The sequence below is a fragment of the Dyadobacter fanqingshengii genome (assembly GCF_023822005.2).
GTDB lineage: Bacteria > Bacteroidota > Bacteroidia > Cytophagales > Spirosomataceae > Dyadobacter > Dyadobacter fanqingshengii.
The window spans coordinates 6,175,801-6,189,404 of sequence record NZ_CP098806.1 but is presented as its reverse complement, the minus strand read 5'-3'; the positions used below and the strand labels follow the sequence as shown (position 1 = coordinate 6,189,404).

Below are 13,604 nucleotides of genomic sequence, written 5' to 3'. Positions count from 1 at the left end.
GTGCTAAGGCTGACTTCAACGGAAATATAACGAAAAATACCGCTGAATATTAACTAGCGGATTCAATTCTTTCCCGTTTTCCAAATGTTGGGCGAGCTCGTTTGCAAAAAACGGCGCCAACGTCACACCTTTCGTGCCTAATCCATTGAAAATAGCGACATTATCATACTTGGGATGCACACCAACCAGCGGCCTGCGGTCCTTCACAGACGGCCTGATCCCGGCCACTTCCGACTTGATCTGATACGGAGTTTTTAGCAGTGCATCGAGCTTTTCTTTTAGCTCAGCAGTTGCTTCTTTTGTGGGTTCCCAGTCCAGCGGATCCCAGGAATAAGTGGCTCCTACCCGGCTCACCCTTTCACTCACCGGGAACATAAAAATCCCCTGGTTCACGATATAACTGGGCAGGGCAACTTCCGTTTCAATTTCCAGGATCTGACCCTTAACGGGCGTAAACGGAAGCCAGTTAAAAAAGTCATTCTCCAAGGCTTTGAACCCCTGGCATAAAATCAGTTTGCCAAATGTCTTTTCTTTCCAAACAATTGCATCCTTTGAAACAGATAGTGCATTAGCATCGAACTGCTCATCAGCAAGGAGGTCGTATTCTAAAAAGTAATTTCTGCATTGCTCCAACAAAAGAGGCAAGTCAATCCATCCCGATTTAATGACCTCCAAACCGCCAAAATCGGCGTGGATATAATCGGATAAATTGGCCGGATCGCCGTCTTGCCTGACGTAGGAAGCTATTTTTGGATCTTCTGTTTGGGCTAAATAAGTGTTTTGTTCGGCAATGGAACGAAATGGTCTGTAGATGGGTGCCTGATGCACCAACTTCTCGTTGAATATCGCTTCCAGATAAGCGTAGAAGCCTTTTGCGTAGGGAAAAAGATCATCTGCAAGCCAGGTTTTGACCAGTTTTTTACCGGTTAGCGGATTAAAAATCCCAGCCGCAACTTTGGAGGAAGACGGCGCGCCTGAATCATTTACGATAAGTATCCTCTTTCCAAGGTCTAATAAATGCATAGCTAGTGAAGTGCCCGCAATGCCTTGTCCGACAATCAGATAGTCGTAATCGTGCGCTTTCATATCAGGCTTTGCTTGCTTTTCTGCGCAATGATAATCCGATCTGCTCATCAGCCAACCTGACGACCATTTCAACCTGCTCATCGAGCGTCATCAGCGAATTATCAATGTAAATTGCGTCTGCGGCCTGACGTAATGGGCTTTCAGCGCGGGTAGTGTCAATATAATCACGCATTTTCAGATTTTCCGCAATTTCAGCGAGCCCTATCAGCTCCCCTTTTTCGAGTAACTCGAGTTGCCTTCTTTGCGCACGAATCAAGGGATCGGCGGTCATGAAGATTTTTAATTCGGCTTGTGGAAAAACGACGGTACCAATGTCGCGGCCGTCCATAACAATGCCTTTGGTCTTGCCCATTCGCTGTTGCTGTGCGACCAATGCGTGCCTGACTTCCGCTATCGCACTCACATCGCTCACTTTCTCAGAAACATACATTTTGCGGATTTCGTCTTCCACATTCAGCCCGTTCAGGTAAGTGTCATTGCGCCCCAGTTCTGCGTGCCGACGAAAAGAAATGTGGATATGATTGAGTGCCGCTTCTGTCTCTTTGGGATTCGTGAGGCCTATGTGATTTTGTATAAAATACAGGGTAACAGCCCGATACATGGCACCTGTGTCGATATAGGGGTAATTCAGCTGCTTTGCAACCAGTTTCGCAGTTGTGCTTTTGCCACAGCTGGAATAGCCATCAATCGCAACAATTATTTTGGGCATATGGATGAATCTTGTGTTTGCAAAAATAGGAGAAAGAATGGGCTGGAAGGCGATTTCAAGCAATTTTTTCCTTTGGTTGCAATATGATCCACTGCATATCAGGCATCTTCCAGCAAAAAGATCACCAAACTCCGCGCGCCATGGGCTCCTATGACCAAAGATTGTTCAATATCGGCAGTTTTTGAAGGACCTGAAATAAAACAACCCCAACCTGTCGTGTCCTGCAAACGTTCATATGCGTCATGCATGTTGTTTACAATGGCGTTACGCGGGATTACAAAAGCCAGGTTTTGTGTGATAAAGGGCAGCGCACGGTGTGGCAAATGTGCATCCGAGATCCAGACTGCGCCATTTTCTGCCACACCGAATTCGGCTTGTAATATGGCGATCTCGATCATTTCCAATGCATGCGGATCGGGATTATTAAGACTGAAATCTGCCCAATTGCCCAATGCAGGAATGGTTGTCGCCCGGTTCACCACGGAGGCGTAAAGCTCGTCTGCCTTTTGAGCCAAAGCCGCATAATCCTTTACTACGATCACTTCGGTGTAGATAGCGGTGAGCGTTTCTATGAATTTGTCTTCTGTATTTTCATATAAACTGTCAAAACGCGTGGTTTCAGGCAGCAACGTTTCGGCTGGTTTATTCAATTTGATCTGCTGTAATATTCTTTCCCGTGAGGTCATTGTGCTATTCTTTTCTATTACGGATATACCAGTCGCGGAAGCTTTCTTTGGGTGGCTCGGGCATTTCGCGTTGTTTAAACCAGGGATTCATTCCGTTATTCACTACAAAAGGAATGGTCCGCATCAGCGAGCGCCCTAACCTGCCCGACCATTGGTAAAACCTCGGTTGCGACAACACCACGGACATGGCTTTTATCCCCATTTCCTTCGCCTGCGGCACGTGACCGCCTTTTACCAAAACTTGCCGCCACTTATAAAGCTGATCATGAATGTCAATTTTAACAGGGCAAACATTGGAACAACTGCCACACAATGTGCTTGCAAAAGGCAGATCTGCATTTTTGGTCATGTCCAGATTCGGCGCAAGAATAGACCCGATCGGCCCGGCAACCGCATTATGGTAACTATGCCCGCCACTTCTCCGGTAAACCGGACAAGTGTTCATACAAGCGCCACAGCGAATGCATTTTAATGAATTCCGGAAATCAGCGCGTCCCAGCTGGGTCGTGCGGCCATTATCGACAATGATGATGTGCATTTCCTGACCTTCGCGCGGCTTTTTGAAATGGCTGCTGTAAGTCGTAATGGGCTGGCCGGTTGCGCTTCTTGCCAATAGCCTGAGGAAAACGGCCAGATCTTTTTGTGCCGGGATTATTTTTTCAAAGCCCATGCTGGCAATGTGAATGTCGGCCAAATGAGCTCCCATATCTGCATTTCCTTCGTTGGTGGAAACCACAAAACCGCCGGTTTCTGCAATGGCGAAGTTTACGCCCGTTAATGCTGCCCTTCTGGTCAAAAACTTGTCGCGCAAATGTTGTCTGGCAGCTTCTGTCAGATATTGCGGGTCCGTTGCGCCGGCTTCTGTTCCTAAATGTTCATGGAAAAGGTCGCCGATGTCTTTCTTTTTCAAGTGTATCGCCGGAAGCACAATATGGCTTGGCGGTTCATTTCTTAACTGCACGATCCGCTCGCCCAAATCCGTATCAATGACCTCAATGCCATTTTTGGACAAAAATTCATTCATATGACATTCTTCGGTCAGCATGGACTTGCTTTTGACCATCTTGTCAATGTTGTTCTGTTTTAAAAGGTTGAGCACGATCTCATTGTGCTCGGCAGCGTCTGCTGCCCAGTGAATGTGAATGCCATTTTCCTTAGCCTTTTGTTCGAAAGCAATGAGCAACTCATCCATATGCGAAAGGACATAGTTTTTAATGCCCGAGGCCACTTCCCTCAATTGCTCCCATTCCGGCAATAATTTCGAGGATTTATCCCTTTTTTGGCGCACAAACCAGAGCGTCTCATCATGCCAATCCACATATGGTTCGTCCTTATTGAAGGTTTCCGAAGCCACAGAATGCTCAATTATTGTCTTAGACATAGTTTCCTTAACAATTTGATAATAGTATTTTATAAAGAATAAGAATTGTACTTTTCACATTCATTGTACTATTCCAAGTTTGCTATTTGTTTAATAAACAACTTTTTACTTATCGCAAAAAAGCTATTTTATTGTAATGCAATATCTTATACATTTGAATCAACAAAGTTATTCGATCAGGGCATCGGAGTTTGAAACAAGTTTAGTTTAACTTTTTTTAGACACAATTAAATTTTCACTCTTATGAAAACTAAAAACACGCTTCTCATCGCAGCCTTGACTGGCTTGCTTTTATCAGGTTCAGCATTGACTGTTAATGCACAAACCAACATCGCAACTGAAAAAACTGAAACGGTTTCTAACAAACTGACGGTTCTTCAGATCAAACCAATGCAATTCCGCGTTTCATATAATAATCCAACTGCGAAAAATGTAGCCGTTCGCATTTTGGATACTGATAAAAATGTTCTTTTCTCAGAAAGCAAACGTGTGGATAACAACTATTTGAAATATTTCGACTTATCGACCTTGATGGATGGCACTTACACATTCGAAATCACGGACGGTAAAGAGAAGGCTACACAATCATTTGATATCCTGACTACAACCAGCCGCGTTGTTTCTTCTATCAACTAACAACAAGGCACTTCTCAGATTCTGAGGCTAACCTCCCATCAACTTTGTAAAATGCCGGTTCCTATGCAGGGATCGGCATTTGTTTTTTTACCGCGCTATTCAAAATTTCGGCAATGTGCTTCACCTGAACATTGCTTTTGCTTCTTTTCAAGATCCCTTCCAAATGCAATAAGCAACTCATATCCGAGCCCGTAATGAATTCGGCACGGTGACGAATGTGGTCTGAAACGCGGTCCTTGCCCATTTTCACAGACACCGCTTCTTCACTCACACAAAAAGTCCCGCCAAAACCGCAGCATTCATCTGCCCTGTCCAAGTCCACCAGCTCTAATCCTCTGACATTTTTTAAAAGCGAAACGGGTTTTGAAAATGGCGCAGCATTCAATTCCGACATTTGCGACAAATGTAATCCTCGCTGCCCGTGGCATCCCTGGTGCAATCCCACGCGATGCGGAAACTCGGCTTCTATGAAATCAACTTTCAAAACGTCGACGATGAATTCCACGAGCTCATAAACTTTTTTACGCAAAACCTTGGATTCGTCCGGCTTCTCCTCCACCTTCAAATGATCCTTAATATGCAGCACACAGCTTCCCGACGGCGACACAACATAATCACAATCAGCGAATTGATTATAAAACAAGCGGTCGCAATCCTTTGTGAGATGTTCAAATCCCGAGTTTGCCATGGGTTGCCCGCAGCAAGTCTGGCTTAATGGGAATGTTAAGTTACAGCCGAGTTTTTCAAGCAGTTCGAGGGTTGCTATGCCCACCTGCGGATAAAATTGATCGACATAACAGGGAATAAACAATCCGATTTTTAGATCCGAGTAATTCATTTTACCAAAATTCAATGGTGGCAAGTATTGGGTAGTGGTCCGAAACCTGCGGGTAATTCCTGATTACCTTATAATTCCTGATCCTTACCTTATTATTCAACAAAGCAAAAATATAATCGAGCCGATCGCCGGGCAGTCCTTCGTTCCAGGTTTCCAGCTGCGATCCCTGAGCTGCGTCCTGCCAATTTTTCCGGAATGAAAAATAAGGCTGTTCATTTGGCCGCGCGCCCATATCCATCCCCAATAACACAGGCTGGACGCTGTTTACGAGCATCTGATTAATGTATGCCGCTTGCAAAGCCCTGTCCATCACCGATGCATATTCCAACCTTGCATTACAAAAGCGGAAAGTGAGTCCTCTGGCAGGTTTAACAAGGCCGCATAACAATACTTTCGGGTCTGCCCCTGCTGTTTTCGGCAGGTCGATGGTCTGCGTTTTTTCAAATTCCCAGGTGGATAAGATCCCTACCCCCTGCGACCCGTTTTCAGATCTGTCTGCTTCCCCATACACATAATGCATGCCCGTCTGGACAGCAATTTGCCGAAGCTGGAATTGCACTTTTCCGCTACCAACCAGACTATCAACCGCTTGCAACGCGATGAGATCGGGTTTATGTTCGTTAATGATTTTCAGAATGTCCCTCAGGTTCGACTCCTCGCTCCGGTTCAGCCCATGGCGGATGTTAAAACTCATCACTTTGATTTCCACAGCCTTACGCGGCCGGGAAGAAAGTAATGTGCAAGACAAACTGACAATTAGTAATAGATAAATTAATTTACTCAAACTATTTTAGAACGCTAAGTCACAGATCTTCCTTTTTTCTTATTTGAGGGCAAATATTTTATCCATTAATACCCATTTTTCGCCTGGTTTGGCGGATGGCAGGGCTTTTTGATACTTCCACATTAACTGTTCCCACTCCTGAACCTGCGCATTGGCCGCATCCATTTGGGCTTTATTTTCAAAACTAAAATCGTCTTCGGTCTCCATGATCATAAAAAGGCGTTCGCCGATCCGGTAAATCTCCATTTGGGTGATTCCAGCATCCAGGATACTTTCTGCAATTTCCGGTCTGGCTTTTTTATGATATTGCTCATACTCAGCAATCATAACCGGATCATTCACCAGATCCACCGCAAGACAGTATTTTTTCATTGTATCAATTTATATATCAAGACCATAAAAATCTACCGCATTTTTGCCCATCACTTTCTGCAATTCCGAATCGGAAAACATGCTCAGATAATCCGTTAGTATGCCTTTCGCACCTTCATACTCAGCCGCAACGAGGCAAACCGGCCAGTCAGAACCATATAAAAGTCGTTCTGTCCCGAATGCTTCGAAAACTACATCTAAGTAAGGTCTGAAATCCGCTTTTTCCCAGTTTCTCCAATCCGCTTCGGTGACCATTCCGGAAACTTTGCAGCTTACATTGGAAAGCTCTGCGAGATTGCGGATATCCGTTGCCCAGGGTTGCATTTCGCCGTTTTTGATCAAAGGCTTGGCAATGTGATCCAGGACAAAATGTACATGAGGCAGCTTTACAGCAAAATTGAAAGCTTCTTTCAGCTGATCCTGACGAATCAGCATGTCATATGTAAAATCAAATGCGACGAGCTGGCCGACGCCTTTGATAAATACGGGTTGCAACATGAAACCTTCCGCTTCTCCCTGCACAACATGCCTGAAACCTCTCAGTTTCTCAAATTGCGAATATTTTTCAAGCTGATCGTACAGATCGGCCGCTTGCAGATCCACCCAGCCGACAACGCCTTTTACAAAGTCATTGGCCTCCGCCAACTGCAACAAAAAATCCGTTTCCGACTTGGATTGCGAAGCCTGCACGGCCACGCAACCATCTACGCCATTAGATTTCAAGACTGGTTTCAAGTCTTCTGGTAAAAAGTTTTTCCTGATAACCTGCATTTCCGGCGTGATCCAGGAATCACGATCCTGATCGAATATCCAAAAATGCTGATGCGAATCGATTACCATACTAAAGCAGTTTCCAGGCGATGGCTTCCTGTTTCTGTGCGCCCAGTTTTTCAATACCCAGTTCAACCACGTCGCCTGCTTTCAGATACATTTGAGGCTTCATCCCCAAACCAACTCCCGCCGGCGTTCCCGTTGTGATCATATCTCCTGGCAGCAGCGTCATGAACTGGCTCAGGTAACTGATCAAAAACGGAACCTGGAAAATCATATCAGACGTGCTGCTATCCTGGATTTTCTTTCCGTTTAATGTCAACCAGAGATTCAGATCATTGGCATTGCCCACTTCATCGGCGGTAACCAAATAAGGCCCCAGCGGCGCAAAAGTGTCATTGCTTTTTCCTTTCACCCATTGTCCGCCGCGTTCCATCTGGAATGCGCGTTCTGAATAATCGTTGTGAACAGCATAACCTGCTACATAACTCAATGCCTCCGCTTCCTCCACATAACTCGCTCTCTTACCAATAATTACAGCCAGCTCAACTTCCCAGTCAGTCTTCTCTGAATTCCTTGGAATGATCACCTGGTCGTTAGGTCCGCAAAGCGCAGAAGTGGATTTGAAAAATACAATAGGCTCTTTTGGTAATTCTGTGGCTCCGGATTCGTATGCGTGCTTTGCATAATTCATGCCTATGCACACGATTTTGGACGGACGCGCTACGCAAGAGCCGTATCGGAAACCTTCTGCAACTTCCGGGCTGGTTGCAGCATTGGCAATCAGCCATTCGGAAAGGCGGTTTAAGCCATTGGTGGCAAAAAATTTCTCATTGTAATCTTCACCAAATGCAGATACATCCAGTTTTTTTCCGTCGGGCAGTTCTACGCCCGGTTTTTCCTGCTCAAAAGCACCAAATCGAAAAAGTTTCATATGTAAATCTCAGCTTCGGGCGAACCGTCGGCTTTTTTAGTTTTAGTTATTTAATTTTTCAAATCCTCCGTCAATCAGATAATCGCAGCCGGTGATAAATCCAGCCTCGTCGGAGCACAGATATAATGCCAATGCACCAATTTCCTCTGGTTTGGCCATTCTGCCGATCGGTTGGGTTTTGGAAAGTTTTTCAAACATTTCCTCTTCTTTCCCAGGATAATTTTTTGAGATAAATCCATCCACAAACGGCGTATGCACCCGTGCAGGTGAAATACTATTGCAACGAATTCCATCCGCCAGATAATCACGCGCAACCGATAATGTCATCGAATAAACCGCACCCTTAGCCGTAGAATAAGCAAACCGATCTGGAATGCCGACCGTAGCCGCAATGGATGCCATGTTTAAAATCACGCCGCCGCCATTGGTTTTCAAATGAGGGATAGCCGCCATCAGGCAGTTATAAACGCCTTTTACATTGACATTAATCACCCGATCAAAATCAATTTCAGATGTGTTATCAGCCTTGCCGATATGCGCGATCCCGGCATTATTAACCAAAATATTAATGGTGTGATTTGTTGCAATAACATTGATCACATTCACCACATCGGCTTGCTTGGAAATATCCACTGCATGGGCTTCGGCTTGTCCGCCATCGGCAACAATCTGATTAACAACCTGACTGGCAAGCTCGGAATTGAGTTCAAGAATATGGACGAATGCGCCTTGTTTTGCAAAGGTTTGCGAGATCGCAAGGCCAATTCCGCTTGCTCCTCCTGTCACCAATGCCGTTTTTCCACTTAAATCAAACATGAAGTTTTTATTGTTATTGAAACAAAAGGGCCTATGATCTGGCCTTTACTTGAATTATTTGTGTTGATGAATTCCTTATTCTCTGGATCCCCGGGTTTCAACCCGGGGATAACAAATAATAATTATAGAGAAACTCCTCTCTTCCAGGGGATAAAATCGTCCTGCCCCAGCTGCTGCGCTTTGGTTAGCTCGCCGCTGGCAACGCGGATCACGTATTCCAGCAATGCTTCGGCATTTTGTTCCAGACTTTGAGCGCCGTCTACAACGGGCCCGCAATCGAAATCGATCACATCCGGCATGCGGTTGGTTAGTGTGGTGTTGGTCGCCACTTTTGCAACCGGGCAAATCGGGTTTCCTGTTGGAGTTCCCAGGCCGGTTGTGAAGAGGATAATGTTTGCTCCTGCCGCAGTTTGGCCGGTTGTTGCCTCGACGTCGTTGCCGGGCGTGCAAACCAGTTGCAGGCCCGATTCTGTGGCCCTCTCGGTGTAATTCAGCACATCAGTAATGTATGCATTACCCCCTTTCCGGGCTGCCCCGGCAGATTTGATCGCATCCGTAATCAGTCCGTCCTTTATATTTCCGGGTGAAGGATTAAATGCAAATGCGGACCCAACGGCCTCAGCCTTACCTGCATAATCCCGCATTAGTTTTTCAAATTTCGCTGCTTTTTCTTCTGTAACGCAACGGTTAATAAGCTCTTGCTCCACGCCGTTAAGCTCCGGAAATTCAGCTAATAATGTTTGGCCGCCCAACCCGACAACGATATCAGAAAGATGTCCTAAAACAGGATTAGCCGATATGCCTGAAAATCCGTCCGAACCGCCGCATTTCAGTCCGACAGAAAGTTTAGACAAAGGGGCGTCGCTTCTTTCAAACTCATTGATTTTGGTAACGCCCATAAATGTTTCCTTGATGGCGCCCGACATTAATGAATATTCCGTTCCTTTCTGATGCTCAAATGCGAAGAATGGTTTATTAAAATTCGGATCCCGTTTTTTGATCTCGTCTTCCAATGTTTTCAGTTCTGAATTCTGGCAACCCAGGCTCAAAACCGTGATTCCGGCCACATTAGGGTGCACCGCATAGGCTGCAAAAAGCGCACAAAGCGTGTTCGCATCCGCCCGTGTTCCACCGCAGCCGCCTTCATGCGTCAGAAATTTAACGCCATCCACATTCTTGAACGGACGTTCCTGTTTCTTTCTCACCGGCTCACGTTCGGTGAATGCTTCCATGCTTTTAATGGTGCGCAAATCGCCGCTTTGATATAAATGCAGGAAATCCCTAACGTGTTCTCTGTAAATGTCCGTTTGCGCATAACCGAGCTCACGCTCAAACGCATCCTTCATAATCAATACATTGCGGTTTTCACAAAACACCAACGGCACCACAAGCCAGTAATTATATGTGCCTACGCGGCCATCTTCCCTATGATATCCTCTGAAAGTCCGGCCCTCCCACTTGCTTACGTCCGGCTGGATATAAGTGTAAGGCTGACGATTGGCCGTGCTGTAATCCTGTGAATCATGTTTAAGATTGAATGTGGTGATCGGCTCGCCCTTCTTAATAGGCTGCGATGCGCGGCCCACAAGTACACCATACATAATGATAGCGCCACCCGTTTCAATGTCCTCCGTCACAAACTTATGCTTGGCCGAAACACCATAAGGCAGCGAATAGTGACTGCCCGCCCATGCCACGTCGGCATTCACCGGCAGATCGCGCAATGCAACGATCACATTATCAGAAGGATGTATTTTTAAAAGCTGTGACGCCATAGTCTGCTCTGAATTGGTTTAAATCTTAGGGTCTCTTAAATAGAATTTATCAACAAATGAACTGAAATATTTCAATACAATGCTTCGTAATAATAGCAAAGTTTTCAACTATATTGGCATATATTTCCTCTTAATAGATTCTTTTTGTAATTATTTGTGAAACCGCAATTACTGAAAGTCCCCAAAGGCCTGCAAAAATCGTTCAGTATCCGGCGCGACGTAGTCCTTTACTTTTATAACCGCTGGCATTACCATCCCGAATTGGAGCTTATTCACATTGAGCAAGGTTCCGGCACGCAATTCGTGGGCGACAACATTCAAAATTTCCAGAGCGGCGATCTGCTTTTAATCGGCCCAAACCTGCCGCATTACTGGCGTTGTGACGAAAAATATTTCCAGCGCGAAAGTCAGTTGTACGCACAGGCAACGGTTGTGCACTTTTCACTGGACCTTTTCGGTAACGCGTTTCTGGATTTGCCCGAAAATAAAGCCATTCGCGAATTACTGCTTAAAGCCAGGTTTGGAATGAAACTATTGGGTGAAGGGACGGAAAATGTGAAAAAGCTTTTGCAGGAACTGTTGGATCAAAAAAGCGGAAATCCGGTTATTTCACTTTTACAAATTCTTGAAAATCTGGCACATTGTGCTGAAATGAAGACTTTATCGCACACACATTATCAGGAGGAATATGATCAGTATGACACGGATCGCATTAACCAGATCTATCAGTATTCAATCGGTAATTTCCAGAAAAAAATCTCTATTGAAGAAATTTCGGAGATCGCGAACATCAGCCCGCATTCCTTTTGCCGCTATTTCAAAAGTCGCAGCCGCAAGACTTATTCGCAGTTTTTGCTGGAACTAAGGATTGGGCATGCTTGCAAATTACTGTCTGAAACGAAGCTGCCTGTTGCCCAGATCTGCTATGAAAGCGGGTTTAACAATTTTGCCAATTTTAATAAATATTTCAAAATCCACACCGGCAAGAGTCCTTTGGCCTATCAGAAGGAATTCCGGAAAATCGCCGTTCACCTGCCAAACCTGGAAATAACCATATGAAAATCAACGTTGTCAATATTTTTGAAAAAACCATTTCCCAGGCTGAACTGCACATTGCCGATGGATTTATAAAAGAAATCAACATTACCGGCCCTGAAAATCCTTTGTTGCATTATGCCATGCCTGGCTTCACGGACGCGCACGTACATATAGAGAGCTCGATGTTAACGCCCGCGCAATTTGCCCGGCTCGCGGTTGTTCATGGGACGGTTTCAACAGTTTCGGATCCGCACGAAATTGGTAATGTGCTGGGTATGGAAGGCGTTGAATTCATGATCAATGACGGCAAACGCGTGCCTTTCAAATTCTGCTTAGGAGCACCATCATGCGTTCCTGCCACGATTTTTGAAACGGCCGGCGCTGTCATTAATGCAGAGCAGGTAGGACAATTGCTTGCCAGTGGGGACATCGGCTATCTGGCGGAAGTCATGAACTTTCCGGGCGTAATTAATGAAGATCCTGATATGATCGCGAAGATCAAATGGGCTAAACATTATAACAAGGTGATCGACGGCCACGCGCCCGGCCTGCGTGGAGAGGCTGCAAAAAAATACGCTTCTCACGGCATTTCCACTGATCATGAATGCTTTACGTATGATGAAGCAAAGGAAAAAATCGGCTATGGAGTCAAAATTCTGATCCGTGAAGGAAGTGCCGCACGAAATTTCGACGCCCTGATCCCGCTCATTGCGGAATTTCCGGAGAAAATCATGTTCTGTTCCGATGACAAGCATCCGGATAGCCTGGTTGCAGGACACATTAATGTGTTGGTTAAAAGGGCATTAGCATTGGGGTATGACATTTGGGATATCCTGCTGGCGGCTTGCGTAAATCCTGTGTTACATTATAGTTTGCCCGTTGGCCTGCTGCGAAAAGGTGATCCTGCTGACTTTATTATTGTTGACAATTTGCATGCATTGAACGTGCTGGAAACCTGGATTGACGGAGCTTTGGTTGCCAAAGACACCGTATCGCTCATCCCCGACTTGCGAAGCGCGCATCCCAATCAGTTTGTTTGCGAGCCGAAAACGCCACTGGATTTTATTTGCAAAAACGAAAAAAAATCTGAAACCCAAATAAGGGTCATCGAGGCGTTAGAAGGTCAACTGATTACCAATGAAATCATGACGCATGCGAAGCAGGAAGGCGATGTGATTTTGGCTGATCCGGACCATGATATCCTGAAAATTACCGTGATCAATCGCTATGAAAATACGCATCCCGCAGTTGCATTCATCAAAAATTTCGGATTGAAGCGCGGAGCGATTGCTTCCTCAGTCGGGCACGATTCGCACAACATTATATGTGTCGGTTGCGATGATGAAAGTATAGCGATCGCCGTGAATATGATCATTGAAGCAAAAGGCGGGATTTCGGCCGTTGGGAACGAAAAAAGGCATCTGATCCCGCTCCCTATTGCGGGCATTATGACGGATATGGATGGCTATGCCGTGGCGGCATCCTACACATCGCTCGACAATTTTGTGAAGGAAGAGTTACAGTCTGCACTTCAATCGCCGTTTATGACATTGTCATTTATGGCCTTACTCGTGATTCCTTCTTTAAAACTGAGCGATAAAGGACTTTTTGATGGAGTAAATTTCAGATTTGTTTCATTAAGTCTTTAAATGGTCACATATTTAACGAAATGGTAACATTAACCTTTGAAATATAATTTTCTCGCGAAAATATTTTTTTAATACGTTTTTTTATAAATATATTTACAAGTGTAATAATGACCCTTATTACATATATCA

The 13,604-nt window shown here is 45.2% G+C and carries 14 protein-coding genes; 3 read left to right on the top strand and 11 right to left on the bottom strand.

All coding sequences use genetic code 11. The annotated features are described in order from the left end of the window. Positions 1-15 precede the first annotated feature (15 nt). The 4 genes from NFI81_RS25980 to NFI81_RS25965 form a co-directional block, all read right to left on the bottom strand. Positions 16-1,086: an NAD(P)/FAD-dependent oxidoreductase gene (locus NFI81_RS25980; protein ID WP_234615503.1), complete on the bottom strand. Its 1,071-nt coding sequence runs from the start codon at positions 1,084-1,086 to the stop codon at positions 16-18. A 1-nt stretch (position 1,087) separates the two neighbouring features. After that, a complete protein-coding gene (cmk, locus tag NFI81_RS25975) occupies positions 1,088-1,795 on the bottom strand; it encodes a (d)CMP kinase (protein WP_234615504.1) in 708 nt (235 codons plus the stop codon). A gap of 98 nt (positions 1,796-1,893) precedes the next feature. Continuing rightward, complete coding sequence (locus tag NFI81_RS25970; protein ID WP_234615505.1) at positions 1,894-2,481, bottom strand: LutC/YkgG family protein; 588 nt, start codon at positions 2,479-2,481, stop codon at positions 1,894-1,896. A gap of 4 nt (positions 2,482-2,485) precedes the next feature. After that, complete coding sequence (locus NFI81_RS25965; RefSeq protein WP_234615506.1) at positions 2,486-3,862, bottom strand: lactate utilization protein B; 1,377 nt, start codon at positions 3,860-3,862, stop codon at positions 2,486-2,488. A 243-nt stretch (positions 3,863-4,105) separates the two neighbouring features. Between NFI81_RS25965 and NFI81_RS25960 the strand changes: the two genes are divergently transcribed. After that, complete coding sequence (locus NFI81_RS25960; RefSeq protein ID WP_234615507.1) at positions 4,106-4,498, top strand: T9SS type A sorting domain-containing protein; 393 nt, start codon at positions 4,106-4,108, stop codon at positions 4,496-4,498. A gap of 61 nt (positions 4,499-4,559) precedes the next feature. Here the strand turns inward: NFI81_RS25960 and NFI81_RS25955 are convergent, their stop codons facing one another. The 7 genes from NFI81_RS25955 to NFI81_RS25925 form a co-directional block, all read right to left on the bottom strand. Further along, positions 4,560-5,336, bottom strand: a complete 777-nt coding sequence (locus NFI81_RS25955) for a (Fe-S)-binding protein (protein ID WP_234615508.1) — start codon at positions 5,334-5,336, stop codon at positions 4,560-4,562. Position 5,337: 1 nt separating this feature from the next. Then, positions 5,338-6,084, bottom strand: coding sequence for an endonuclease/exonuclease/phosphatase family protein (locus NFI81_RS25950; RefSeq protein WP_252176023.1), 747 nt, complete (start codon positions 6,082-6,084; stop codon positions 5,338-5,340). 75 nt (positions 6,085-6,159) lie between these two features. Then, on the bottom strand, positions 6,160-6,492 hold the full coding sequence (locus tag NFI81_RS25945; protein WP_234615510.1) for an L-rhamnose mutarotase: 333 nt from the start codon (positions 6,490-6,492) through the stop codon (positions 6,160-6,162). 9 nt (positions 6,493-6,501) lie between these two features. Further along, complete coding sequence (locus tag NFI81_RS25940) at positions 6,502-7,332, bottom strand: amidohydrolase family protein (protein WP_234615511.1); 831 nt, start codon at positions 7,330-7,332, stop codon at positions 6,502-6,504. Position 7,333: 1 nt separating this feature from the next. After that, positions 7,334-8,197: a fumarylacetoacetate hydrolase family protein gene (locus tag NFI81_RS25935; RefSeq protein ID WP_234615512.1), complete on the bottom strand. Its 864-nt coding sequence runs from the start codon at positions 8,195-8,197 to the stop codon at positions 7,334-7,336. Between the two features lie 42 nt (positions 8,198-8,239). Next, the gene (locus NFI81_RS25930; protein WP_234615513.1) at positions 8,240-9,013 is read right to left on the bottom strand and encodes an SDR family NAD(P)-dependent oxidoreductase; all 774 of its coding nucleotides are present in this window, start codon (positions 9,011-9,013) and stop codon (positions 8,240-8,242) included. Positions 9,014-9,135: 122 nt separating this feature from the next. Then, positions 9,136-10,788: a UxaA family hydrolase gene (locus NFI81_RS25925; protein ID WP_234615514.1), complete on the bottom strand. Its 1,653-nt coding sequence runs from the start codon at positions 10,786-10,788 to the stop codon at positions 9,136-9,138. Between the two features lie 156 nt (positions 10,789-10,944). Here NFI81_RS25925 and NFI81_RS25920 point away from each other — a divergent pair, with 156 nt between their 5' ends. Beyond that, complete coding sequence (locus NFI81_RS25920; RefSeq protein ID WP_234615515.1) at positions 10,945-11,847, top strand: AraC family transcriptional regulator; 903 nt, start codon at positions 10,945-10,947, stop codon at positions 11,845-11,847. Beyond that, positions 11,844-13,475: an adenine deaminase gene (ade, locus tag NFI81_RS25915; RefSeq protein ID WP_234615516.1), complete on the top strand. Its 1,632-nt coding sequence runs from the start codon at positions 11,844-11,846 to the stop codon at positions 13,473-13,475. The genes NFI81_RS25920 and ade overlap by 4 nt, the downstream gene beginning before the upstream one ends. Positions 13,476-13,604 lie beyond the last annotated feature (129 nt).